Here is a 23,853-nt window from a genome sequence, read left to right on the forward strand (position 1 = left end):
TGGCCCTGCTTAGTTAAAAAAGCGTTTGAGCTTATCGGCCCATCCACCTTCAGCAGGTGAGTGCTTGGCGCCACCTTTTTTCAAGGACTCGTCCAGTTCCTTGAGTAACTTGCGCTGGTGCTCGCTGAGTTTGACGGGTATCTCCACCGAGATGTGGCAATACAAATCCCCAGGAAAGCTGGAGCGAATACCCTTCAAGCCTTTGCCGCGTAAGCGGAATTGCTTGTCACTTTGTGTGCCTTCGGGAATGTCAATTGCCGCTTCGCCCGCCAGAGTGGGCACGCGTATTTCGCCACCCAAAGCTGCAGTGGTGATGCTGATGGGCACTGAGCAATGCAGGTCGTCGCCATCACGCTCAAAGATGTCGTGCTTCTTGACGCGAATCTCAATGAATAAATCGCCGGGTGGGCCGCCATTGGTGCCGGGCTCACCGTTACCGGTGCTGCGAATGCGCATGCCGTCGTCGATGCCGGCTGGAATTTTGACTTCCAGTGTTTTTTGCTTTTTGAGCTTGCCTTGGCCGTGACACATGTTGCACGGGTCGGGAATGATCTTGCCCGAGCCTCGGCAATGCGGGCAGGTTTGCTGCACACTGAAAAAGCCTTGGCGCATTTGCACTTGGCCGCTGCCGTGGCAGGTGGTACAGGTTTTGACAGAGGTGCCAGGTTTGGCGCCTGAGCCATCACAGGTTTCGCACTCGTCCCAGCCCGGAATTTTGAGCTGTGCATCCTTGCCATTGGCCGCTTCTTCAAGCGTGATTTCCATGGCGTAGCTGAGGTCGCTGCCGCGGTAGACCTGACGGCCACCAGGACCACGGCGCTGTTGGCCAAAGATATCGCCAAAGATGTCGCCAAACGCTTCACCAAAACCCGCGCCACCAGCCCCAGCGCCAAAGCCACCGGGACCGCCGCGCATATTGGGGTCGACGCCCGCATGGCCATACTGGTCAAAGGCAGCACGCTTTTCGGGGTCCGACAACATTTCGTAAGCCTCTTTGACCTCTTTGAACTGCGCTTCAGCTTCCTTGGCTTTGTCGCCCTGGTTGCGGTCGGGGTGGTGCTTCATCGCGAGTTTGCGATAAGCCTTTTTGATCTCGTCATCGCTCGCGCCTTTGGCGACGCCGAGGACTTCATAAAAATCGCGTTTGGACATGGTGTGGGTAGTGCGGTGTTTTGTGGGGCTTGGTTACGACTTCGCCGCGTGTTCACCTTTTTAGGTGAAACGCGGCGAGACCGGTTCAGAAGTTGAGAAAAAAGCTTAGCCTTTTTTGACTTCTTTCACTTCAGCGTCGACCACATTGTCGTCGGCTGGTTTGGCTTCAGGGCCAGCAGCGGCAGCACCTGCGGCTTGCGCTGCCTGCATGTCAGCGTAGACTTTTTCACCCAGCTTTTGAGAGGCGGTCATCAAGGTTTCAGTCTTGGCATCGATGTCGGCTTTGTCTTCGCCCTTCAACGCTTCTTCGACTTCTTTGATGGCGGCTTCGATGGTTTCTTTTTCGCCAGCGTCGAGCTTGTCGCCGTGTTCAACCAAGCTTTTCTTCACGCTGTGAACAGCGGCGTCAGCTTGGTTGCGAGACTGCACGATCTCCAACTTCTTTTTGTCTTCAACAGCGTTCAACTCGGCATCTTTCACCATTTGTTGAATTTCGTCTTCGCTCAAACCAGAGTTGGCCTTGATTGTGATTTTGTTTTCTTTGCCAGTGGCTTTGTCCTTGGCGCCCACGTGCAGAATGCCGTTGGCGTCAATGTCAAACGACACTTCAATTTGTGGTGTACCGCGTGCTGCTGGGGCAATACCTTCGAGGTTGAACTCGCCCAAGCCTTTGTTGTACGAAGCCATCTCGCGCTCACCTTGAAACACCTTGATGGTCACGGCAGGCTGGTTGTCGTCGGCGGTGGAGAAGGTTTGTGCAAACTTGGTAGGAATGGTGGTGTTCTTGACAATCATCTTGGTCATCACGCCGCCCATGGTTTCGATACCCAAAGACAGGGGTGTCACATCAAGCAGCAACACGTCGGTGCGATCACCCGACAGCACTTGGCCTTGAATCGCAGCGCCCACAGCCACGGCTTCGTCGGGGTTGACGTCACGGCGTGGCTCTTGACCAAAGAACTCTTTAACCTTCTCTTGTACCTTGGGCATGCGGCTCATACCGCCGACCAAGATCACGTCGTCAATGTCGCTTACCGACACGCCGGCGTCTTTGATGGCGATGCGGCAAGGGGCGATAGTGCGCTCGACCAGTTCTTCCACCAGCTGCTCTAACTTGGCGCGGTTGAACTTGATGTTCAAGTGCTTAGGACCTGTTGCATCAGCCGTGATGTAGGGCAAATTGATGTCGGTGGAGGTGGCCGATGACAACTCGATCTTGGCTTTTTCAGCGGCTTCTTTCAGGCGTTGCAAGGCCAACACGTCCTTGGATAAATCAACGCCAGACTCTTTCTTGAACTCGGTGATGATGAAGTCGATGATGCGCTGGTCAAAGTCTTCACCGCCCAAGAAGGTGTCGCCGTTGGTGGACAGCACTTCAAATTGCTTCTCGCCATCGACGTCTGCGATTTCGATGATGGACACGTCAAATGTGCCGCCACCCAAGTCATACACGGCAATTTTGCGATCGCCTTTTTCGGTTTTGTCTAAACCAAAAGCCAAAGCCGCAGCTGTTGGTTCGTTGATGATGCGCTTGACATCCAAGCCCGCGATGCGGCCTGCATCTTTGGTGGCTTGACGTTGTGCGTCATTGAAGTAAGCGGGCACCGTGATGACGGCTTCGGTCACTTCTTCACCGAGGTAGTCTTCGGCGGTCTTTTTCATCTTGCGCAGAATTTCAGCGCTGATTTGAGGCGGGGCTAGCTTGTTGCCGCGCACTTCCACCCAGGCATCGCCGTTGTCGGCTTTGGCAATGGTGTAGGGCATCATGTCGATGTCTTTTTGAACTTCTTTTTCTGCAAATTTGCGACCGATCAAACGCTTGACCGCGTACAGCGTATTGCGTGGGTTGGTCACCGCTTGTCGCTTGGCAGAGGCGCCCACCAAAATTTCGCCGTCCTCTTGGTACGCGATGATCGACGGAGTGGTGCGAGCGCCTTCAGCGTTCTCGATCACTTTGGTTGTGTTGCCTTCCATGATGGCCACGCACGAGTTGGTGGTGCCCAAGTCAATACCGATAATTCTTCCCATGTCTAGCTCCAGTAATTTTCAAAAATTCAGATAGACAGTAGTTATGGCTAACTCTGCCGATTTCAAGTGTTTTATTTAGGTGCGGCCACTGTGACCAATGCAGGGCGTAGCACGCGCTCGGAAATTAAGTAGCCTTTTTGCAGCACCGCAACCACGGTGTTGGCTTCTTGCGTGGATTCGGGCGGCACGGGCACCACGCTGATCGCTTGGTGCTGTGCGGGGTCAAATTTGGCGCCGGCAGCGGGGTCGATTGCGATGATCTTGTTGCGTTCCATGGCGCTTTTAAGTTGACGCAACGTGGCCTCAGCACCTTCCCGAATTTGTTCTGGTGTTGCGCTGTTGACGGCTAAGCCAGCCTCCAGGCTGTCAAGCACAGGGAGCAAGCTGTCGGCAAAGCTCTCGAGCGCAAATTTGCGGGCTTTGGATACTTCGTCGTCCGCACGGCGGCGGGCGTTTTGCACATCGGCTTGGCCTCGCACGTATTGGTCTTGCAACTCAATGGTCTTGGCTTGCAAGACAGCAATTTCAGCATGAGCGGCAGCCAAAGGGTCAAGTGCGGCGGCGGCAGCTGAGGCGGCTTCGGCAGATGTTGCTTCTGGGGCGGGGGCCATACTTGCCATGTGGGAGGCTAAATGAGCAGCGGCTGTATCTAGGTTTTCTGTAGGTTCTGACATGCTTTGTAGGGCTTGTGTGGATGAGATGCAGCAGAGCTGAGGCCATTCAACCCTATTTCAAGAGGGGTTTTGTAAAAAATTTTTGAGTGGGTCAAAACAAAGCGGGGCTAAGCCCCGCTTGTTATCGGTAGTTTAAAAACTACCGTGCTACCTGATTATTCGACGCTAAGCAATTCGACGTCAAACTTTAGTGTGGCGTTGGGAGGAATCGCGCCACCCGCGCCGCGCGCGCCGTAGCCCAGCTCTGGCGGGATGATGAGGGTGCGTTGGCCGCCGATCTTCATGCCTTGCACGCCTTCGTCCCAGCCTTTGATGACCATGCCTGCGCCCAGCGCAAAGTCAAATGCATCATTGCGGTCGCGGCTAGAGTCAAACTTTGCACCTTGCTCGCCGTCTTGGTAAAGCCAGCCGGTGTAGTGCACGCTCACGTGCTGGCCAGCGGCGGCTTGGGCGCCGTCGCCCACTACGTTGTCGATGTATTGCAGGCCGGAAGGGGTGGTGTTCATGGCAAATCCTAAAGGGTCAAATGAATTAACCCCAGAGTGTAGCCACCCCTGTCGCTCAGGTGAGTGGGCGCAGTCATTTGGGTTGCTAGGATCAGTGTTGTAGATTTGTTTATTTGAAGATTTTCGGGAGCCAGCATGTCCACCTCATCCGCCAAATTTCAATGGGACGACCCGTTCTTGCTGTCGCAGCAACTCACGGATGACGAGCGTCAAGTCCAGGCTGCTGCTGCTGCCTATTGCCAAGAACGCTTGGCCCCGCGCGTGGTGGAGGCCTTTCGCCACGAGAAAACAGACGCCGCCATCTTTCGTGAAATGGGTGCATTGGGTTTGTTGGGCCCCACCATTCCTCAAACCTATGGTGGCGCTGGTTTGAATTACGTGAGCTACGGGCTGGTGGCCCGCGAGGTGGAGCGTGTGGACTCGGGCTACCGCTCCATGATGAGCGTGCAGTCCTCTCTAGTGATGTTGCCGATTTTTGAGTTTGGCAGCGAAGCGCAAAGGCAAAAATATTTGGCTAAGCTAGCCACAGGCGAGTGGATTGGTTGCTTTGGTTTGACTGAGCCGAACTACGGCTCAGACCCCGGCAGCATGATCACGCGTGCCAAAAAAGTTGCTGGCGGCTTTTTGCTGTCAGGCGCCAAGATGTGGATCAGCAACAGCCCCATTGCCGATGTGTTTGTGGTGTGGGCCAAGGACGATGCGGGCGCGATTCGAGGCTTTGTTTTGGAAAAAGGATGGAAGGGTTTGAGTGCCCCTGCTATTCACGGCAAAGTGGGTTTGCGCGCGTCCATCACGGGCGAGATCGTGATGGACGAGGTGTTTGTGCCAGAAGAAAACGCGTTCCCCGATGTGCGAGGCCTCAAAGGCCCCTTTACCTGTTTAAACAGCGCACGCTATGGCATTGCTTGGGGTGCTTTGGGCGCGGCTGAAGACTGCTTTCACCGCGCACGCCAGTACGTGATGGACCGCCAACAGTTTGGCCGTCCTTTGGCGGCCAACCAATTGATTCAAAAGAAACTGGCCGACATGATGACCGAGATCTCTTTGGGCCTGCAAGGCTGCTTGCGCTTGGGTCGCATGAAGGACGAAGGTTTTGCGTCTGTCGACATCACTTCTATCCTCAAGCGCAACAGTTGCGGCAAAGCGTTAGATATAGCGCGCATGGCTCGCGACATGATGGGCGGCAACGGCATTTCGGATGAGTTTGGTGTGGCACGTCACTTGGTGAACTTGGAGGTGGTCAACACCTACGAAGGCACACACGATGTGCATGCGCTGATTTTGGGTCGTGCTATCACGGGCATCTCGGCATTTAGCAATTGATTTTTAAGGAGACTTTTATGACATCACGTCGTTTCTTTGTGTCGCATTTGGCCGCTTGTGTGGCATTGAGCCTTTGTACTTTTTCTGCGGCCCAAGCTCAAAGCTACCCCACAAAACCTCTGCGCATCGTTGTGCCTTTTGGCGCAGGGGGTGTGGCTGACTTAACGGTACGCACGGTTGCTCAAAAAATGTCTGAGGGCTTGGGTCAATCTGTGGTCATCGACAACCGCCCCGGTGCAGGCGGCATTGTGGCTGCCGAGATGGTGGCCAAGTCTGAGCCCGATGGCTACACCTTGCTACTGATGTCCAACGCCAACGCGGTCAGCGCGGGCTTGTTCAAAGCGCTGCCGTTTGACCCCGTGAAAGATTTCACACCCGTGTCCTTGATGGGTACGTTTGATTTGGCCATCGTCACCAGTGCCGAGTCGCGTTTTCAAACCTTGCCCGAGTTGCTGACATGGGCCAAAGCCAACCCTGGCAAGCTCAACATTGGCAGCATCAACATCGGTAGTACCCAGCATTTGACGGCCGAGTTGTTCAAGTCGGTGGCAGGCTTGGATGCGCAGGTGGTGCCTTTCAACGGCACACCTGCGGTGATGACAGCCCTGCGTGGCGGCCAAATTGATGTGGCGGTGGAGGTGCTCAGCCCTGTGTTGCCGCAAATCAAAGGCGGTGTTATGCGTGCCTTGGCAGTGACGGGCCCAAACCGTAACACCGCGTTGCCACAAGTGCCCACGGCCAAAGAGGGTGGCGTCCCCAACTTAGTGGCCACCTCTTGGAATGGTTTGGGCGTACCCGCCAAAACACCGCAAGCGGTGGTGGACCGTTTGAACAAAGAGGTTAATGCTGCTTTGCAAAACCCGGCTGTGCGCCAAAAATTATTGGAGCTAAATGTGGAGCCCCAACCCACCACCGTGCCTCAGTCGCTTGAGTGGTTGCAAGCCGAAATCAAGCGCTGGGGTGATGTGATTCAACGCGCGGGTATTCAAAAACAATAAGCTGTATTGACGCGATGCACATCAATGAATCCGAAGTTGAGGTTACAGCCATCCGTGCCCAAGGCGCGGGTGGGCAAAACGTCAACAAGGTGTCTAGCGCCATTCATCTGCGCTTTGACATTTGGGCATCTTCGCTGCCCGAGGATGTGAAAGAACGCTTGCTGTGTATGTCAGACCACCGCATCACCAGCGAGGGTGTGGTGGTCATCAAATCGCAAGAGCACCGTAGCCAAGACATGAACCGCATCGAGGCGTTTGCGCGCTTGCATGATCTGGTGCAAAGCGTGGCTAAGCCGCCTAAAAAGCGCAAACCTACCAAGCCCACTTATGCGTCAAAGCTGCGCCGTTTAGACAGCAAAAAAAAGACCTCGGCGATCAAGTCAAACCGAGGTCGGGTGCTTTAGGCGCAGCGCGTGCTTAGGCTTTGCGCAAGAAGCAAGCCTTGAGCATGTAGTTGCCCACGTCCATCTTGCAGTCCACCTCGTGGTCGCCGCCGACCAAGCGAATACTTTTCACCTTGGTTCCCATCTTCAGCGTGGTGGATGAGCCTTTGACCTTCAGGTCTTTGATCAGCACCACGGCGTCGCCATCTTTGAGCACTGTGCCGTTGGCGTCTTTCACCACTGACTCGTCTTCGTCCTCTGTGGGGGTGTTAGCCACCATGGGCCATTCGTGTGCGCAATCAGCGCACACGTAGTTGTCGCCGTCTGGATAGGTGTTTTCTTGGGCGCATTGGGGGCAAGCTGAGATGGTGGGCATGTTGTTGGTTTTCTTTAAAGGTGCCCAGTGTAATTTCATAGGGTTTGCGCACGCCTTTTGGCATACACGCCGGCCATGGCAGGGTTGTGTTTTAAAGATGAACCGGCGCTAATTCTTTCAACCAATTGACTGCGGGTAAAGACCAGCGTGTTTGAATCGTTTGCGCCTGGGTAAGCAAGGCACCCTTGTCCCACGCACGAGGTGTGCGAAACGCCAACACTATGGTGTTACCCGCCGAGGTGGGTTTGAAGGCCCACAAGGCCTCTTTGCCAAATGCTTTGGCCATGCGTTGCATGCTGGTTTCTAAGCTCGAATGGCGGCCATACAAATTGACGGTCATGCAGCCTTGGGCTGTGAGTAATTTTTGGCAGTTTGCATAAAAAGCCTCGCTGTCCAGCGCAGGGCAGGCGGCCTCTTGGTCATACAGGTCAACTTGCAGTGCATCGACTTTTCCGTGCCATGTGTCGCGGCTGGCAATGTCGGCGGCGTCTGCCAGCAGCACGTGCAAGTTGGCGCTGTCTTGCGGCAAACTGAACCAGCGTCTGCATGTGTCAATCACTTGCGGGTTGAGCTCAACCGCGGTGGTGGCCATGCCCAATTGCAGATGACAAAACTTGGTCAGCGATGCAGCACCCAAGCCCAGTTGCATTGCTTGCAAGCGATGGACTTGATCCAAATCTGTCACCAGCAACCAGGCCATCATGCGCTGCACGTATTCGAGGTGAATTTCATTGGGCTGGCTGATCTTCATCGAGCCTTGTACCCAAGGGGTGCCCAAGTGTAAAAACCGCATGTCGCCATAGTCTGCAAAAGTAACAGCGGGCAAGCTGCCTTCTTGCTGCTTTAGGCCACTGAATTGAAGGGCTTGTTTTTTTGCTAACTGCACGCCTACAAGAACTGCTACAGAGCATCCGATCACAGCAAAAATAAGGTCGGCTAGCTCTAATGAAGCGGCCCAATCTGGCGAAATGATGTTTGCTAAATCCATGTTCAAAATTTTAGGGTGCTTAGGCAGCTTTTCATGAGCTGTTGATTTGGCAGCCCAGCCCAATGGCTATGCTTTCTCCTCGGCCACCCGCTCGAGTTTCCTGCTGAGAATCCAGGACAGGACGAGGAAAACAACCAGCATCACTATGCCAAGTCCAGAGAACGCATCGCTCATGAGCTTTTCCGAGAGTTGGCCAAACGCATGGCCTGCCGAGAGAACGGCACCAGCCCAAAGCCCTGCTGCAACAAAATTGAATGCCATGAATGTGGGCCAGGGGAGTCGCGACATGCCATAGGCAAAACCAGCAACGCCGCGAATGCCGTGTGGATAGCGATGAAACAAAATCAACCACACGTAGTAGTGATCCACCAACCTCACCACGATTTGGCTGGTGCGGTGCAGCCTCGGAAAAGGTGAAAGCCATTGGTTGCCGAAACTCCGTCCGATCCAAAAGCGGATCGCATCCCCCAGAAAACTGCCAGCCCAGACGACCGAAATGAGGGTGACCAAATCAAGCGCCCCTGAACTGGAGGCGTATCCAGCAAACAGAGTGAGCAGCAGGCTGTGCGAGGCAGCGAACGCAAAGATTAGGCCATAGGCCTCATCACCATACAGTCGCAACAGCTCGAGGAACGAGGCAAGATCGGTTGGGTAGATCATTTATGAATACCTAAATTTAATCATGGCGGTCATGGCGCACTAGCGTTGATGTTTATTGTGCTTTGCAAACAACTTGTTGTGCTTGGAGTGGTGTTTGCAGGTGGGTCTGAGGCGTTTTTTGAATCCAGAGGGCTATGTCTTCTAGGGTTTCTCTGGCGCTAAGTTGGCGCGTCAGCATATGCCAACCCTCATTGTAAATAATGACATCGGTTTTATGCGAGACAGATGCAGCGCTATTCAGGTTCGTCAACCAATCGCACACCGGTTGTGGCGGAATAATTTTGTCGCGTAAGCCGTACAACAACAAGGTGCGCTGTGGAGGTAACTTGGTTTGGGTTTGGGCTCGCCCCATGAGATCGGTTAGCCCAGACAAGCTGCTAACGCGGGTGGCTTTGATCACAAGTGGGTCGCGGCTGAGATCGCGCGAGACTTCGGGGTCGTCAGTGGGTCGAATACCTAGCGAAGGTAGACCTCTGCCCGTGAAGCTCATCTCGGGTGCGATTAGATTCATGGTGTACAGGCTTAGGCGCTGGAACAATGGCATGCTTTGCGCACCCCAAACAGCAGGGGCTTGAAGGATGAGCTGGTCTGCAGCAAGGCCGGGCGTTTCGCTTGCAGCTACCAGCAACACAGCGCCCCCCATGCTTTCGCCGATCACTGTCAAAGGTAGGTCTGGATGGCGCTCGCGCAGTTGTGCTGCGATGTGGCGCAAATTGTCTACCAATGCTTCCGATCCAGGCCACACGCCAGGCTGTGGGTTAGCACCAAAGCCTCGTTGGTCATAGGCATACACCGTGGCTTGAGTTTCAGCGACAAGGTGCTGGGCCAATCGCTCAAAAGATTTGCTGTAGTCGTTAAAGCCATGCACCCCAAGCACGATGTGTTGAGGCTTTGCAATGTTCCAAACGCGGGCTGTTAGTTTGGATCCATCCCGTAAATTAAAGTCCGTGAGGCTAGGTGGTAGCGGGTTGGCCGGTGTGGTTTTGTCAGCAGCAAAGACTTGCGGTGAGGCTCCAGAATAAAGTGCCAGCACCGTGACCAGAGCGATGGCTAGGCTGCGACTGAATACAGATTTAAAGATATTTACGGCGGAAAACCAGCATTTATGCATCTTAACTATCGAATTTATAAGACTTGAGACGTTCTAGAGTTTTATGAAATCGCAACAAAAGCTCTTGGACTTCAGCCTCAGAAATGATCAGCGGCGGGCAAAAGGCAATAGTGTCGCCGATAGCACGCACGATCAGTCCTTCTGACTCTGCAATACGTGCGCACTCTCGACCATACTTTGGAAGAAGCTCGACCCCCGCTAGCAGTCCAATACCTCGAATCTCTTTGACCAAAGGGTGACCCTGCAGTTGCTTTAGCCCATTGATGAGACCTGGGCCCACCTGGCGCACATGTTCGACGATATTAAGTTCTTCATAGATCTTCAGAGTTTCCAAGGCCACTGCCGAAGCCACCGGATGACCTGAATAAGTCATCGTCAATCCAAACATTCCTAGCTCACCGCTTTGACGCTCAATAGCTTCATAAACACGAGGGCCGATCATGAGTGCCGAAATCGGAATGTAGGCACTGGATAAGGCCTTGGCACAAATCAAAAGATCCGGCTGCAGTTTCATGGTGGTTGAGCCAAACATTTCCCCGGTTCGCCCAAATGCTGTGACCACTTCGTCACAAACTAACAAGATGTTGTGCTTCTTTAAAAGTAGTTGCAGTTGCTCGTAATACCGAGCAGGCGGCACAACAATGCCTCCCGCGGCCATCACAGGCTCAACAAAAAAAGCCGCGATGGTGTGCGCACCCTCAGTGTGGATGAGCCGTTCAATATCGGCAACCAGCCGATCGCTAAAGGCTTCTTCTGTTTCATCTGGTTTGGCGTTGCGCGTGAAGTGCGGCGTTGTGACGTGCAAAAACCCCGGCAGCGGCAGATTGAATTTGTCGTGCGCATAGCTTGCACCCGTCAAGCTTGCAGCCACAATCGTGTTGCCGTGATAGGCCAGTTGATGGGAGATAAATTTCTTTTTTTCAGGCTGTCCCACTGCATTCCAAAAATACCAACTCAGACGCGCTGCGCAATCAATCGCCTCAGACCCCGTGCTCGCAAACCAAATTCTGGACATTGGCGCAGGCGCCATGGACAAAAGCTTTTCGGCCAACGCGATGACTGGCGGATGACTCTTGTGGTTTGTCAAGGGGTAGTAGGCAAGCTCCAACATTTGTTTGTGGGCCACATTGGCAAGCCGCTCATTGCCGTACCCCAGAGCAATACACCACAAGCCCGACATGGCCTCGATATATTCGCGTCCATGAATATCCCGAACCCACACGCCCTTGCCAGACTCAATCACGCTGGCTCCGCGCTTGGCATGCAAAGACAAATCGGTTAGACCATGAATAACGGCCTTGGCATCTCTGGCTTCAAGAGAATTTACGTCCGACATAGGTGTCCTTCAAATCTAGCCTTTAGAGCGGTTGATTCCGTTGCGGTGCTCCATGACCGCACACACCGAAGCGGTGTCTTGCATTTCAAACCCTAGCTCAATGGCCTCGTCGTGAATCTTGGCAGCAAGATTAAACAAGGGCGTATCTGCTGCAAGCGCGTCGATGTAACCACTGATGATGGAAATGTCTTTGTGCATCAGGCGATGGGTGGCCGAGAGCCCGGTTTGGTAATCGCCCGCCACCATCATCGGCCCTCTAACTTCTAGGATGCGTGAGCTTCCCGCACCGCCAAAGAGCGCCTTGTAGGCTGACTCTGGCGCGATGCCAGCCTTTTGCGCAAAGGCAAACGCTTCAGCGGTAGATACATTGTGGATAGTCACCAGCAGGTTGGCGACGTACTTCATCTTTGAGCCGTTTCCAAAAGCTCCTAGATCATGGGTGAGACGACCAATGCCTGCAAAGACCGGCATCATTCTCTTAACGCCCTCTGCGTTGCCGCTGGCAAACACAATCAGGTCACCCTTGGCCGCTTGCGCACCCGTTCCACTGACGGGTGAGTCCAGCAGTGTGCCGCCTGCCGCGTGGAGGTTTTGCATGGCCAGTACTTTGTCGGCCATAGCCAGCGTACAAGTATCTGCAACAACAATTTCCCGCAGTCGCGGACCCAGTTCAGCAAGCTCGGCAACTACCTTGTGCAAAGCCTGCGGGCTGGGCAAAGACGTGATGATTTCTGTGCACTGTGATGCAACGTCTACCGCTGATTTTCCGGGCTGCATGCCCTCAGCCTGAAGCTCTTGAACTCGTGCGGTGTCTAGGTCATAGCCGACCACCTGAAAACCATTTTTTAATAAATTACGGACATAGGATGAGCCCATGATTCCCAGACCAATGACGCCGACTGTATTCAATTGAAGCTCCTTAACGGGTGAGAGTTTTCTAAGTGGCGTCTAACGGACCGTCCAGGTCAGACCTTGATTTGGATGTCGCAGAGCAGTTCGTCTCCAGCAAGCGCAATTTCATTTTCAATGAGTCGTCCACAGCCCGGGCAGAAGAACTGCCTGAACACGGGTTCGTCATTGATATATCGCCGGTAGTCGCCAATCAAGGGGTTCGATGCGGTAATCGGCAACGTCTCCATGGCGCAACCCAATTTGTAGTTTTGCTGGAGTGGACCAAGGTCGGTGGCGCAGGCCATACAACACCAACGCTTCCGCTCTTTGATCGGGGCTTTTGGGTCTAGTCGAACGCACAGATTAGCGGTTGCTTCGCGCAGCAATTTGCCGTCCAGTTGTCGCAGTGCCGGGGCTTGCGCGCTTCGCGGATGTTGCTGCCGCTCCAGCCGCCGCTGGCTGCGCAGTTGTTCAGTCGCGGGCGCATCTAGGCTGCCATCAGCGGCCATCACCACGCCGTAGATCTGGTGAGCAGCCTCGGCGGAGACGGCCATGTTTTCCGTCACATCAAACGCCACTTTGGTCGGGTCTCTTTCGAGCGGATCACCAAAGCCGCCGCCACCCGTCCAGGTGACCGAATAAACATCGCGGGGGTTTTGGGTGAAGTTTTGCTGCCGCAGTCCCAGCGTTTCTTCGCGTCCTCCCACTTCGTCGATATCACTAGGCAAGGTGCTGTTCTTGAACATCTGATCAATGTCGCTGTCGCGTTGGAACTTGTAAATATTGACCGATGCTGGGTAGCCGCCCATCATGCCGGTGGACGTGGGGATCGCATTGCCCGACGACAGCGTGTCATGCGTAACGGCCGTGGTGCCGTGCGGAATAAAACACGATTCAGCGGACATGCCGCCGCGAAACTTTCCGGCGCCTCCGGAATCAATCACTTCCTTGCGGTAAAGAAAGAGCAGCGGGAAGGTTTGTTCGGTGTGCTCGATATTTGGCAGTTTGCAAATCGGTGTGCGTGATTGGCCGCCCGTAGAAATCCCGTCTGCGCCGGCAAAAGCACCAATGGCGCCACCAATCGGGTCAACCAGCAGATAGCCGTAGGGATCGCCCCATTGGTCAGTGCCACGAAAAATCGTCGCGGGCCACTGACTGGTGCCACCAATACACATGATGTCTTGGCGCATTTTTTCATCGCCAAAGATCATCTTGCTCAGCACGTTATAGGTCGGGTAGAGCGAGATCTCCATGGCTTGCACCGGTGCGGTCGACACCGATGCTGGAAAGTTCGCACAGTTCATGGTGCCGGGCGTCGCATCGTATGTGACATGTCGCAAGGCCCCGCCGATGGCAAAGTACTGATCCCAGCACAACAGCTGATTGAGGGCCACCATGATCGAGCCTCGCCAACCTGAAAAGGTAGCGTTCATAGCGCCATCTTGCTCGGCGGTTCCCTCGTTGCGAAAGATCAGCTGGTCACCCTTTTTCTCAAGGCTCAGCATGACTCGGTGAGAGCGGCGGTCGCCAGGCCGGCAGCACTCTACATAAGTACGGTCGCGCCAAACGCCATCGGGCAGACGTTTCATTTTTTCTAGAAAGGCGTGCTCGCCATCATTGAGAATCTTGCGCATAACCCCCTTGACGACTTCAGCGCCATAGCGTTTGAGCAGTGCCTCCACGCGAGCTTTTGCGGTGTTGTTGCCAGCCAACTGCGCACGGAAGTCCAGTGCCACGGCTTCAGGCTTGCGCGAGGCGCGCAGATAAAGTTCTTCAATATCGCGGCGAATTTCTCCACCCTCGATGATCTTGACGGGGGGCAGCAAGATGCCTTCTTCGTAAGCATTTTCTGCCGCCAAACAAAAGCTAGAGGGCGTGATGCCGCCGATGTCGTACTGGTGCAGACAATTCGTGACCCAGCAAAAAAGCTCACCTTCGTGGAAGACCGGGCAAATCAGCATCACATCTTGCTGGTGGGCTGCACCCACCCAAGGATCGTTGGCTAGGAACATGTCGCCGTCGCGGATGCCAGGGTTGTCAGAACGGTTCTCCAAGATCCACTTGACCTGCGTGTCAGTCACGCCTGACATGTACTGCATGTAGGGTCCGAAAAACACAAACTCACCGTCTTCCGTCAGGATGGACGGGTTGAGGTCGAGCGCATACATGGCCACCGGTGAGCCCGACAGACGCTGGATGGTGGCGCCGTGCTCCTCGTTGATGTTCCATAGACTGTGGCGCACCACCTCGTAAGTGATGGGGTCGACCTTGCTACTGGCCTTGCGGTGCAGCTTGAGCTTGGGCGAGATGGTGAGCTTTTCGGGCGGAATGTAGCCGCCCTTGATGGCGTCAAAGCCTCGACGTTGGGTGCTGGTGCTCTGGGCCATGGTTCATTTCCCGAAGTGAAGTTCAAAATTACCCAGTGCATCAACCTGCAGCACCTGCTGCGGTTGCACCACGATATTGGTGTCGGTGGTTTCCACCACCGCTGGCCCGCTGACTGTTTGGCCAAAGCTGATTTGCGCACCGTCATAAATGGGTGTCTTGACAGACTTGCCTAGGTCACTCCAATACACCGATCGGTGACCGGTGCGTGCCGCCGATGCATCGGCCGGCTTGCGCTTGACTTTTCGGCGCAACTTGAGCGATTGGGTCGCGCTGCGAGCCCGCACCCGGAAGGTCACCATTTCCAAGCGGGCATCACCATAAGACGAACCCTTGCCGTAAATGCTTTCATAGCGTGCATAGAACGCTTGCTCTAGTTGCCCGAGCAAGGCCAGGGTGAGCCGGGGCGAGCTGCGGTCAACAGCAGTGGGCAATTCGACCTCCACCTCGTTCATCTGGCCGCGGTGGCGCATGTCAATCGAAAAACGCAGCTGCACCGCTGCAGGCTTGATGCCGTCGCCGCGCATCTGGTCCATGGCCCGCTTACACAAACCGGTCAGCACGCGGTTAACACGGGCCAGCTCGAACGTTGAGCTCTGGATTTCCACCTGTTCGTGAACGTGCAGGATGTCTGCTGTGGCCGCGCCAAAGGCACACCATGTCGACGCGATGCGGTTCAAGGGGATCAGCACTTTTTGCACCCCCAATTCGCGCGCGAACACACCCGCATGTACGGGCCCAGCGCCGCCAAAAGCAAACACCGTGAAGTCACGTGGGTCTAGACCTTTTTCCACCGTGGTTTTGCGGATGATGTCGGCCATTTTGAACTCGGCGATCTTGGCGATGCCTGCAGCTGTTTCCATCAGGCTCAGTCCGATTTCGCGGGCTACTTTTTCGACAGCCTGCACCGACTTTTCGCGGTCAAGTTTGATGCGCCCACCCAAGAAATTATCTGGATCGATATACCCCAGCACCACATCGGCATCGGTCACTGTGGGAACGGTGTTGCCTTTGCCATAACAGGCGGGTCCTGGGTCGGCGCCAGCCGATTCTGGGCCCACCCGCAAGGTTCGCGTGACTGGGTCGACCCGCGCCAACGATCCTCCGCCGGAGCCGATGGCCTGGATGTCGACCTTCGGGATGAAGTATTCATACTGGGCCACATTGGCCACCGAGTTGTAAGCGGGTCGCCCTCCGGCGATGACGCCCACGTCAAAGCTGGTGCCCCCCATGTCCGTGGTAATGATGTCGGCACAACCGATCAGTTGTCCTAAATACTGCGAAGCGGTGACCCCTGAAACCGGGCCCGAGTCCAGCGTGAGCAGGGGAGCTTCAATGGCACGGTCCACCGAAATAGAGCCGCCGCCGCAGGAGGTGATTTGTAAGGGATGACGGTAGCCAGCCTTTTTGAGTTGTTCGACCAACTGACGCAGGTAATTGGAAGTGACCGGGCCGATGTAGGCATTCAAGGCGGCGGCGGTCAGTCGCTCGTACTCTCCCCACTTGGGTGCCAGCTCCACCGAGCAGCTGATGAAGACATTGGGTGCGCGCTTTTGAATAATCTGCTTGATGCGCAGCTCGTGTTGCGGATGTTTGAACGACCACAACAAACAGACGGCGAAGGACTCCACGCCTAAGGCGAGCAGCTCGTCCACACAGCGTTCAACCTCTTGTTCGTTCAGCTCCACCACCACATCGCCCATGCAGTCAACCCGCTCAGAAACGCCTCTTATGTAGCGCTTGGGCACGATGGGAATTGGTTTTTGACTTTCTGGAAAATGCACCAGTTGGTTTAGGTGGCGCGAGTCAATGCCCCGTGAACCCCGCATGATGTGAATGATGTCCTCATGGCCCTTGGTGGTGATCAGACCGACTCGGGCCCCACGGCGCTGAATCAAGGCGTTGGTGCCCACCGTAGTGCCGTGCGTCAGCAACCGAATACGGCTGCAAAAATCGGCAAAAGGTAGACCAAGGCGCTCGGCGACAGCCGCCATGGAATTCAGCATGCCTTGGGCGAAATGGGGGGGTGTTGAGGGTGATTTTGCTGCCACCAGTTCACCTGCGTCGGTGATCACGACGCAATCGGTGAAGGTGCCGCCGATGTCTACCCCGACTTGGAAACTCTCCATCCTTGCTACTCCTGGTATTTTTCGAGCCGCCATGCCCGGCGGACGTTTGGCTTGGCTCGAGTCAATTGATTTAAGCGCATGTTTGAGCGACAGAGCATGTTTAAGAGGCATAGATCCCATGCCTTCGAGTCATGCCCAATTTCTCCCTCAGGGTAGGCAGCGGGCACCGGGCCATTGGCCAGATTGGACTTGGTTGCGACAGATTTCGGCGAGGTTGTCGCGCAGCTTGTGCCCAGCCAGCGATAGGCTTTGTTCCCGAGACGTCACCAGCGTCCAAGTAATCGATAAGTCTTGAATCGGTGCGATGGTTACCCTGCCTTGCCGATAGGCCATAGCCACTGCACTGTAGGGCAGCACAGTGAAATACGGGCCTTGCACGACCAACTCCAGCAGCATGCGTGCCGAGTTAGTCTCTATGGACGGCAGCAACTTACGCGGTATCTGCGCAAGTGATTGATCGATGATTCGGCGCATCGCATTGGGCCGGCTGGTCATGATCATGCGACGCTCCAGAAGCGACTCGGCGCTGATCGGGCAGTCCGCCCGCAAGGGGCCTTTGGCCGGACCCACCAACAACAACGGCTCTTGCAAAACAGGCCGGCTGATGAGCATGTCCATCGGCTCCGCATCAGAAACCAAGGCGGTGTCGAGTCGGCCGGTGAGCACGGCTTCGTGCAGCCAAGCGCTCAGGCCTTCTTGCACATGCACTCTAACCTCAGGGTAGGTGCGGCAAAAGCCGTCTACCAAAGGCACACTGACCAGATCAAAAAGTGACGGCGGCAGCCCCAGTCGTAGCTCGCCTTGCGGTCGGTGCGCATACATGCCAATGTCGTCCTGCAACTGGCGCATCTGCTGCAGCACCGTGCGCGAGCGCTCCAGCAGCGCCAACCCAGCAGGGGTTAATTGCACACCCTTGTCGGAACGCAGGAAAAGCATCACGCCAAGCTCTTTTTCTAGCGCCTGCATCTGCCGCGTCAACAAGGGTTGCGAGACATGCAGCACACTGGCTGCACGAGTCATGCTGCCTAACTCCGCAATGTGCTGAAACAGCGTCAGTTGCTTGAGATTCAACGTCTACCACCTCGAGTGAAAAGTTAAATCAGCATGGCATACACGCCGCTCCGAAAAGTTAGTGCATTCCCCAGTCTATGAGGGGTATGACTTGGTCACCACAAGCCCATTCTCTTTAATGGCTACCGCCTAAGTAGAAGCTCTTGACTAGATCGTTTTCTTTCAAAGCAGCGACATCGCTGTGAAACACGATCTCTCCATGAACAATGATGTATCCGTAATCAGCCACACGCATCGCTTGGTTGAAGTTTTGTTCAGCCATCAGCACCGTCAACTGATAGCGGTCTTTAAGTTCTTTAAGTTTGGTGATGGTTTGAGACACCAACAAAGGCGACAAACCGACCGAGGGTTCATCCACCAACAATAAACGTGGTGAGGACATCAGGGCGCGCGCGATGGCCAGCATTTGTTGTTGTCCACCAGACATCGAACCCGCCAACTGCTTGCGGCGCTCAGCCAAAACTGGAAACGCTTCGAAACTGAATGCCAAGTTATCGGCAATCTGTGGGCGTGCCTGTTCTCGATAAGCGCCCAATAGCAGGTTCTCCTCCACCGTCAGTTTAGGGAACAAGCGGCGCCCCTCCGGCACCATGGCAACGCCTAAATTAACAATTTCTTGTGTAGAGAGTTGTGTCAGGTCGTGTGTTTGGCCATCGATCTCCAAGTGGATGGAGCCACGCGAAGGTCGAACCATACCCATCACACACTTCATCAGTGTGCTTTTGCCATTGCCATTGGTGCCGAGCAAGGCCACGGTTTGGCCTTGGCTGAGATTCAAGCTCACGCTGTGAAGCGCGCGTACTGCACCGTAGCTGGCTGCAATATCTTTGATGTCTAATTTAATCGCCAAGATAAGCCCTTTGAACTTGTGGATTAGCTACAACTGACTTGGGGTCACCATCACAGATGATTTGCCCAGCGTCCAAACACACGAGACGTTCAGAGAAACGCATCACGGCCTGCATGATGTGCTCAATCATGATGATGGTGATGCCTTGCTTGTTGAGTTTGATCAAGATGTCCAACACGTCATCACATTCGCTGCCAGACAGGCCTGCCATGGCTTCGTCAGAAATCAACAGTTGAGGTTTGGCGGCCATGGCACGGGCCAACTCCATCTTTCGCAACTCGACTTGCGAGAGCGAAGAGGAACCGGCATGCGCTTTGTCGGCCAAACCCATTTCATTCAAAATTTCAAGCGCCTGATCGTGGGCTTTAGCGCCGCTGACACCCCCAACATAGGCCAAGGGCACCATGAGATTTTCTAAAACAGTCATGCTATGAAATGGGCGCGGAATCTGAAAACTACGCGCTATCCCAAGCCGAGTACGCGCATAGGCAGGCAATGTTTGTATGGGTTTGCCATTGAAGACGATTTCACCCAGGTCATTTTGCAGTGCACCTGAAATGCAACTGATCAAGGTGGTTTTTCCAGAACCATTGGGGCCAATCAGGCCCAAGCGTTCGCCTTTACGAATGGATAAATTCACTCCGCTGAGCGCGGTGAACCCCCCAAAGTTTTTGCCAACGCCCTTTACTTCGAGGATGTTTTCCATTTTTTTATCAATCCAATCACGCCATCAGGGGCGGCAACTACGAACACAACAAGCAACACACCCACCACCAAAACGTTGAGCTCGCTCGATATGGTGACCGTCACGATTTGTTGCAAGGTTCCCAAAATCAAAGCGCCAATCAATGGACCCAACCAATGTGAGGTACCTCCAATGATCGGCATGGCCAGCGCAATCACTGCGTAGTGCAAATTGAATGTAGATGCTGGTTCGATATAGCTCAAGTACATGGGCATCGGGGCACCTGCTACACCCAGCAGCGCGCCAGAAATGGCACACGCAATCAGCTTGAGTTTCAAAGTCGGCACACCCGAGCAATCGGCGGCCTCTTCAGAGTCACGCACGGCGCGCAAACCTTGACCGATGTATGAGTTTTGTACATAACGCGCAATGGAAACGGCCACGACTGCCATCAAGGCCATCACAACAAACAGCATGCGCGTGTAAGAGTCAAACAGCCACACCTCATTGGGTCGAGTGAGTTGCAAACCTGTGGCTCCTCCCAAGAAGCGCGTGTTCATCACAACCGCTTCAAGGATGAAGACCACCGCCACAGTAGCGATGGAGAAGAAAATACCTCGCAGACGCAGGGTCAACATACCCACCGCTAATCCGAGCAATCCTGCCAGGACCGCCCCTGCAAAGATCTGCACCAAGATCGGCGCGTTGAACAGGAGGTGAACAGCCAGTGCGCTATAGGCACCCACCCCTACAAAGCCAGGAACGCCGAAATTCACATAGCCGGCGTAACCCCCCAAGATATTCCATGCGGTGGCCAAAACAATGGCTTGAAGAACAACAAATCCAGCAAAAAAAACATACTCATTGGCGCCTGAGAGTGCCAATGCAGCGGCGGCCACTAATGCCAAAGCCGATACAAACCAGTATTTCATGTCACTTACCTGCCAAAAAGGCCTTGTGGCCGAATACCGAGCATCAACAACAACAAACCAAATGCGACGGCCGTTGCCCAAGATGCACCAAACATGGTGAGCACAATTGACTCTGCCACACCCAAAACTAAACCTGCGACCAATGTGCCGCTCATGCTGCCCATACCCGCCAGCACCACCACACAAAACGTACGACCGATATAAATGCGGTCCATCGTGGGATCGACGGGACTAACAATAATCAGCATCGCACCGGCAAGAGCATTCACCGAAGTGGCAATGCCAAATGCAAGTTGTTTGATCTTGACGGGGTCAGCGCCCATCAAGCGCAATGCGCCTTCGTCTTGACCGACGGCTTTGATGGCACGGCCCACAAAGGTGCGGGAGAAAAAAGTTGTTAACACCACGGTCAACAACAAAGCCACCGCAGCTGCCACCACCAAACGGTAGGGAATACGCAGCTCACCTATTTTTAGACTTGCGCCGATGTAGTCGGCCTCCGCAGAACGCTGGTCAACACCGAAAGCGAGCACCAGCAAAACTTCCACAATGAAAGCAATGCCAAAGAAAAAGGCCAACCCGTTGACGCCTGCCGCGCTGCCACGACGCTCAAAGGTTTCGTAATAAAAGCGGTACAACAACATGCCAACGACAAAAAATACCGGCATGAGCAGCAACCCTGAAAGCAGGGGATCAATACCCCAGCCGCCCAATAAGTAAGCGCCATATGAGCCAACTATTAACAGCGCTGGATGCGCCACATGCGGCACATCTAGCAAGCCGAAGGCCACGGATAAGCCTAGGCTGACAGCGGCGTAAAAACATCCCAGCAGCAGACCAAATAAGACTGCTTCATAAAGAAGCTCGAATGAGAACATAATTTTTTATCAACCAAAACGTGTCGAGGACCGTTGCGGACAGTCCTCGACATGGGCCAAACCAAGCTGAGCAAATTACTTTGCTTCGGCTGCTTTTAGGTAAGGCGAAACGAAATCGCCTGTTTTGTCTGCAGCGGGTGAAAGAATGACCTGTCTGGCTGGACTGCGAAATTGTTCTTGGTCTTTGTCTTTCAGACCACGGAACTGCGCTGTGATCAAACGCACGTTGGCACGTTCGCCGTTCTCGTCAAACCTGATGGGTCCGACGATGGTTTTCATTTCGTTTTTACGCAAGTAATCAGCCAACTTGCGGTCGTCAATGCTCTTGGTGGCATTGATGGCCTGCTCTAGCATTTCACCAATCGCATAGTTGAAAGGCGACAGGTAAAAGCCCAACTCGTCTGTGTTTTCAGCCTTTGCGCGGACCGTGTAGCGCTTCAAGAAAGCGTCGACATCTGGCAATGGCATACCAGGTACATAGGAGTGGAAGTTGGTGATGCCGTTGAGCTTGCTACCCAAGTTCACAGCGATGGGTGTGAACTGCAAGCCCACCATGGCGCCGCCCACAATCTTCACCTGTGAACCCAAACCGATCTCGCTGATCGAGTTGACGATGGCCGCAGATGCACCTGGGTAAGAGGCCACGAAAACGATCTCAGCGTTCGAGGCACGAATGGCGCGAATCAAAGACGAGAAATCTTTGGTGGTAGGGGGGTAGTTTTGATCGTAAACAATGTTCAAGCCCAATGACTTGAAGTAAGGACGCGCACCATCAGCCAAGTTTTGTGCAAATTCACCGTCTTCTGCCAAGATCGCAACCGTCTTGGCACCTGTGGAGCGTCCTGCCTCCATAAAACCTTTGGCCCAACCTTCGGCCGTATTCCAGGGCGCATTGTTGAACCACATGTCGTGTTTAGTTTTCGCGTTAACTTGGAACGAGAAGTTGCCCATCAACAGTTTTTGTCTTTGCTTGACCAACGGCATGATCGGTGCCGTGGGTCCAGTCGCGTAGGGGGCAATCAACAAGTCAACTTTGTCGACGTCCAGCAGCTTGGTGTAAATGCCCGGAGTGTTAGCAGGGTTACTTTGGTCGTCGTAGTAGATGAATTCAACTTTGCGACCAAGTAATCCGCCCTTGGCGTTGACATCTTCAACCCACATGCGAATGGCCAACAGTGCAGCTTTGCCGCCACCACCCAAACCACCCGTTTGTGGCATGCTCATACCGATTTTGATGGGCTCAGAGGCAAAGGCATTTCCACCTGCGGCCAGACCTCCGGTCAACGCAACTGCTGATGCAGTGCCCAACAGTTTGCGACGAATTGAATCCATGGTTGTCTCCTTAAGATTTTTTTGATCGGTCATTTTCATGACACAGGTCAGTATTCCGTAGATTATTTTTTAGCTTGTAACGTGTGTGACATCCCAGAAAATGTTTAGGTCTAATTTCATTTTTCACACCGTCTATGCACGGGGAAACCCCTAAAAAAATTAGAGCTTGGGAGCGAATGGAGACTTTATTTTTAAGTAACTTTACGACCGGGGATCAACACAATGGCCATTGCCAGGAGGATCAACAACAAGGCCGTGATGTCAGCCACTGCCACCACTTCGTTGAGCATCCAATAGCCCCCTATGAGTCCTATCATGGGAACCAGCATGATGGACAACCCGCTCGCTACGGGCGTCAACTTTCGAGCCACACGAAACCAGGCCACATAGCTGATGGCGAACGTAACACCACCTGCATAAAGAATGGCTGCAAATTGAATCCAAGTTGGCCAAGCCCAGCGGTCTTGCTCAAAGACAAGTGCTAAAAAGATAAAACAAATCGCGGCCAACATCAGCATCCAGAAGGTCAACGTGATGCTGGAGATGCTGATCTTGCAGTTTTTCATCATGGCGTTGCCCACGCCCCAAGCCATGGCCGCGGCGAGGGTGCAGACCAAACCCAGCGGCTGTCCTGCAAAATTTGACATCTCGTCTCTTGCCAATAAAAACGTGGCCAGCAACGAACAAAAAACACCCATCATGCCGCGCAGGGTTAATGTGTTCTTGAACATCAGAACACTCGCCAAAAGAGCCCAAACAGGCATGGTGTAACCCACAATGGCTGCGCGCCCTGAGTTGAGCAAGGTCATGCCGTAAATCAACCCAAGATGCCACAGCACCATATTGGGCATGCCCAACTTAAAGGCAAGCCACCTCTCGGACATTGGGACGTGCAGTGACTCGCCACTTCGCAACGCATAAGCGCCCAGCAAAACACAACCTATGGTGAAGGTGAAGGCTCGGAATGTGAGTGGTGGATAAGACGTAACAACAAATTTCATGATCGGGTAATTCAACCCCCATGAAACCGTGACTAACAAAATCAACAATAAGTCTAGGGAGTTGATATCACTCGAGGCAGATGCTGCGTTTGTAGACATTATTTTGCAACTTAGGCTTTTAAATTTTTTGCATGGTACTTTGACTTTTCAGGACAAGACAGAAA

22 protein-coding genes and 1 pseudogene are annotated in these 23,853 nt (G+C 54.1%); 3 read left to right on the plus strand and 20 right to left on the minus strand.

The features are described from left to right. Positions 1-9: 9 nt before the first annotated feature. From dnaJ to ABWP81_RS01205, 4 genes are all read right to left on the minus strand, one after another. Positions 10-1,152: a molecular chaperone DnaJ gene (dnaJ, locus tag ABWP81_RS01190; RefSeq protein ID WP_353131644.1), complete on the minus strand. Its 1,143-nt coding sequence runs from the start codon at positions 1,150-1,152 to the stop codon at positions 10-12. A gap of 105 nt (positions 1,153-1,257) precedes the next feature. Continuing rightward, entirely contained in the window at positions 1,258-3,180 is a 1,923-nt protein-coding gene (dnaK, locus tag ABWP81_RS01195) for a molecular chaperone DnaK (RefSeq protein WP_353131643.1), read from the minus strand. Between the two features lie 71 nt (positions 3,181-3,251). Next, positions 3,252-3,800: a nucleotide exchange factor GrpE gene (gene grpE / locus ABWP81_RS01200; protein ID WP_502905497.1), complete on the minus strand. Its 549-nt coding sequence runs from the start codon at positions 3,798-3,800 to the stop codon at positions 3,252-3,254. Positions 3,801-4,009: 209 nt separating this feature from the next. After that, entirely contained in the window at positions 4,010-4,360 is a 351-nt protein-coding gene (locus ABWP81_RS01205) for an FKBP-type peptidyl-prolyl cis-trans isomerase (RefSeq protein ID WP_353131642.1), read from the minus strand. Positions 4,361-4,495: 135 nt separating this feature from the next. Here ABWP81_RS01205 and ABWP81_RS01210 point away from each other — a divergent pair, with 135 nt between their 5' ends. From ABWP81_RS01210 to arfB, 3 genes are read left to right on the plus strand one after another with little or no spacing between them, the layout of a single operon-like run. After that, the gene (locus tag ABWP81_RS01210; protein WP_353138424.1) at positions 4,496-5,683 is read left to right on the plus strand and encodes an acyl-CoA dehydrogenase; all 1,188 of its coding nucleotides are present in this window, start codon (positions 4,496-4,498) and stop codon (positions 5,681-5,683) included. Between the two features lie 17 nt (positions 5,684-5,700). Then, a complete protein-coding gene (locus tag ABWP81_RS01215; RefSeq protein WP_353138427.1) occupies positions 5,701-6,681 on the plus strand; it encodes a Bug family tripartite tricarboxylate transporter substrate binding protein in 981 nt (326 codons plus the stop codon). A 14-nt stretch (positions 6,682-6,695) separates the two neighbouring features. After that, the gene (gene arfB / locus ABWP81_RS01220) at positions 6,696-7,085 is read left to right on the plus strand and encodes an alternative ribosome rescue aminoacyl-tRNA hydrolase ArfB (protein WP_353138430.1); all 390 of its coding nucleotides are present in this window, start codon (positions 6,696-6,698) and stop codon (positions 7,083-7,085) included. 13 nt (positions 7,086-7,098) lie between these two features. Here arfB and ABWP81_RS01225 read toward each other — a convergent pair whose 3' ends face one another. From ABWP81_RS01225 to ABWP81_RS01295, 16 genes and pseudogenes are all read right to left on the minus strand, one after another. After that, a complete protein-coding gene (locus ABWP81_RS01225) occupies positions 7,099-7,440 on the minus strand; it encodes a zinc ribbon domain-containing protein YjdM (RefSeq protein ID WP_353138518.1) in 342 nt (113 codons plus the stop codon). A gap of 91 nt (positions 7,441-7,531) precedes the next feature. Next, the gene (locus ABWP81_RS01230; protein WP_353138521.1) at positions 7,532-8,233 is read right to left on the minus strand and encodes a class I SAM-dependent methyltransferase; all 702 of its coding nucleotides are present in this window, start codon (positions 8,231-8,233) and stop codon (positions 7,532-7,534) included. Between the two features lie 261 nt (positions 8,234-8,494). After that, the gene (locus tag ABWP81_RS01235; RefSeq protein ID WP_353138433.1) at positions 8,495-9,088 is read right to left on the minus strand and encodes a DedA family protein; all 594 of its coding nucleotides are present in this window, start codon (positions 9,086-9,088) and stop codon (positions 8,495-8,497) included. Positions 9,089-9,140: 52 nt separating this feature from the next. Next, complete coding sequence (locus tag ABWP81_RS01240; RefSeq protein WP_353138436.1) at positions 9,141-10,199, minus strand: alpha/beta fold hydrolase; 1,059 nt, start codon at positions 10,197-10,199, stop codon at positions 9,141-9,143. 1 nt (position 10,200) lies between these two features. Further along, positions 10,201-11,535 (minus strand): aminotransferase, encoded by a 1,335-nt coding sequence (locus ABWP81_RS01245; RefSeq protein ID WP_353131636.1) that lies wholly within the window; start codon positions 11,533-11,535, stop codon positions 10,201-10,203. A gap of 15 nt (positions 11,536-11,550) precedes the next feature. Further along, on the minus strand, positions 11,551-12,009 hold the full coding sequence (locus ABWP81_RS11615; protein WP_502905498.1) for an NAD-binding protein: 459 nt from the start codon (positions 12,007-12,009) through the stop codon (positions 11,551-11,553). Next, positions 11,992-12,450 (minus strand): annotated as a pseudogene (locus ABWP81_RS11620) (NAD(P)-binding domain-containing protein); the annotation flags it as partial. The pseudogene ABWP81_RS11620 and the gene ABWP81_RS11615, both read right to left, overlap by 18 nt. Before the next feature lie 50 nt (positions 12,451-12,500). Further along, positions 12,501-14,813: a hydantoinase B/oxoprolinase family protein gene (locus tag ABWP81_RS01255; protein ID WP_353138442.1), complete on the minus strand. Its 2,313-nt coding sequence runs from the start codon at positions 14,811-14,813 to the stop codon at positions 12,501-12,503. Between the two features lie 3 nt (positions 14,814-14,816). After that, on the minus strand, positions 14,817-17,051 hold the full coding sequence (locus ABWP81_RS01260) for a hydantoinase/oxoprolinase family protein (protein ID WP_353138445.1): 2,235 nt from the start codon (positions 17,049-17,051) through the stop codon (positions 14,817-14,819). 36 nt (positions 17,052-17,087) lie between these two features. Continuing rightward, complete coding sequence (locus tag ABWP81_RS01265; RefSeq protein WP_353138448.1) at positions 17,088-18,011, minus strand: LysR family transcriptional regulator; 924 nt, start codon at positions 18,009-18,011, stop codon at positions 17,088-17,090. A gap of 115 nt (positions 18,012-18,126) precedes the next feature. Beyond that, positions 18,127-18,861: an ABC transporter ATP-binding protein gene (locus ABWP81_RS01270; RefSeq protein WP_353131632.1), complete on the minus strand. Its 735-nt coding sequence runs from the start codon at positions 18,859-18,861 to the stop codon at positions 18,127-18,129. Next, positions 18,851-19,567, minus strand: coding sequence for an ABC transporter ATP-binding protein (locus tag ABWP81_RS01275; protein ID WP_353138451.1), 717 nt, complete (start codon positions 19,565-19,567; stop codon positions 18,851-18,853). Before ABWP81_RS01275 ends, ABWP81_RS01270 begins: the two co-directional genes overlap by 11 nt. Continuing rightward, positions 19,546-20,478 (minus strand): branched-chain amino acid ABC transporter permease, encoded by a 933-nt coding sequence (locus tag ABWP81_RS01280; protein WP_353138454.1) that lies wholly within the window; start codon positions 20,476-20,478, stop codon positions 19,546-19,548. Before ABWP81_RS01280 ends, ABWP81_RS01275 begins: the two co-directional genes overlap by 22 nt. Positions 20,479-20,483: 5 nt before the next feature. Next, positions 20,484-21,356: a branched-chain amino acid ABC transporter permease gene (locus ABWP81_RS01285; RefSeq protein ID WP_353131629.1), complete on the minus strand. Its 873-nt coding sequence runs from the start codon at positions 21,354-21,356 to the stop codon at positions 20,484-20,486. A 75-nt stretch (positions 21,357-21,431) separates the two neighbouring features. After that, positions 21,432-22,688, minus strand: coding sequence for an amino acid ABC transporter substrate-binding protein (locus ABWP81_RS01290; protein WP_353138457.1), 1,257 nt, complete (start codon positions 22,686-22,688; stop codon positions 21,432-21,434). Positions 22,689-22,879: 191 nt separating this feature from the next. After that, positions 22,880-23,788 carry a DMT family transporter gene (locus tag ABWP81_RS01295; protein ID WP_353138460.1) on the minus strand — a complete coding sequence of 303 codons (909 nt, stop codon included), beginning with the start codon at positions 23,786-23,788 and terminating at the stop codon, positions 22,880-22,882. Positions 23,789-23,853: the final 65 nt, after the last annotated feature.

Source organism: Limnohabitans sp. (assembly GCF_040401135.1).
GTDB lineage: Bacteria > Pseudomonadota > Gammaproteobacteria > Burkholderiales > Burkholderiaceae_C > Limnohabitans.

What these genes read in the sequence shown, in the direction of transcription:
- dnaJ (WP_353131644.1), bottom strand. Translation starts at nt 1,152, where the DNA reads ATGTCCAAACGCGATTTTTATGAAGTCCTCGGCGTCGCCAAAGGCGCG.
- dnaK (WP_353131643.1), bottom strand. Translation starts at nt 3,180, where the DNA reads ATGGGAAGAATTATCGGTATTGACTTGGGCACCACCAACTCGTGCGTG.
- grpE (WP_502905497.1), bottom strand. Translation starts at nt 3,800, where the DNA reads ATGGCAAGTATGGCCCCCGCCCCAGAAGCAACATCTGCCGAAGCCGCC.
- ABWP81_RS01205 (WP_353131642.1), bottom strand. Translation starts at nt 4,360, where the DNA reads ATGAACACCACCCCTTCCGGCCTGCAATACATCGACAACGTAGTGGGC.
- ABWP81_RS01210 (WP_353138424.1), top strand. Translation starts at nt 4,496, where the DNA reads ATGTCCACCTCATCCGCCAAATTTCAATGGGACGACCCGTTCTTGCTG.
- ABWP81_RS01215 (WP_353138427.1), top strand. Translation starts at nt 5,701, where the DNA reads ATGACATCACGTCGTTTCTTTGTGTCGCATTTGGCCGCTTGTGTGGCA.
- arfB (WP_353138430.1), top strand. Translation starts at nt 6,696, where the DNA reads ATGCACATCAATGAATCCGAAGTTGAGGTTACAGCCATCCGTGCCCAA.
- ABWP81_RS01225 (WP_353138518.1), bottom strand. Translation starts at nt 7,440, where the DNA reads ATGCCCACCATCTCAGCTTGCCCCCAATGCGCCCAAGAAAACACCTAT.
- ABWP81_RS01230 (WP_353138521.1), bottom strand. Translation starts at nt 8,233, where the DNA reads ATGCGGTTTTTACACTTGGGCACCCCTTGGGTACAAGGCTCGATGAAG.
- ABWP81_RS01235 (WP_353138433.1), bottom strand. Translation starts at nt 9,088, where the DNA reads ATGATCTACCCAACCGATCTTGCCTCGTTCCTCGAGCTGTTGCGACTG.
- ABWP81_RS01240 (WP_353138436.1), bottom strand. Translation starts at nt 10,199, where the DNA reads ATGCATAAATGCTGGTTTTCCGCCGTAAATATCTTTAAATCTGTATTC.
- ABWP81_RS01245 (WP_353131636.1), bottom strand. Translation starts at nt 11,535, where the DNA reads ATGTCGGACGTAAATTCTCTTGAAGCCAGAGATGCCAAGGCCGTTATT.
- ABWP81_RS11615 (WP_502905498.1), bottom strand. Translation starts at nt 12,009, where the DNA reads ATGATGCCGGTCTTTGCAGGCATTGGTCGTCTCACCCATGATCTAGGA.
- ABWP81_RS01255 (WP_353138442.1), bottom strand. Translation starts at nt 14,813, where the DNA reads ATGGCCCAGAGCACCAGCACCCAACGTCGAGGCTTTGACGCCATCAAG.
- ABWP81_RS01260 (WP_353138445.1), bottom strand. Translation starts at nt 17,051, where the DNA reads ATGCCTCTTAAACATGCTCTGTCGCTCAAACATGCGCTTAAATCAATT.
- ABWP81_RS01275 (WP_353138451.1), bottom strand. Translation starts at nt 19,567, where the DNA reads ATGGAAAACATCCTCGAAGTAAAGGGCGTTGGCAAAAACTTTGGGGGG.
- ABWP81_RS01280 (WP_353138454.1), bottom strand. Translation starts at nt 20,478, where the DNA reads ATGAAATACTGGTTTGTATCGGCTTTGGCATTAGTGGCCGCCGCTGCA.
- ABWP81_RS01285 (WP_353131629.1), bottom strand. Translation starts at nt 21,356, where the DNA reads ATGTTCTCATTCGAGCTTCTTTATGAAGCAGTCTTATTTGGTCTGCTG.
- ABWP81_RS01290 (WP_353138457.1), bottom strand. Translation starts at nt 22,688, where the DNA reads ATGGATTCAATTCGTCGCAAACTGTTGGGCACTGCATCAGCAGTTGCG.
- ABWP81_RS01295 (WP_353138460.1), bottom strand. Translation starts at nt 23,788, where the DNA reads ATGTCTACAAACGCAGCATCTGCCTCGAGTGATATCAACTCCCTAGAC.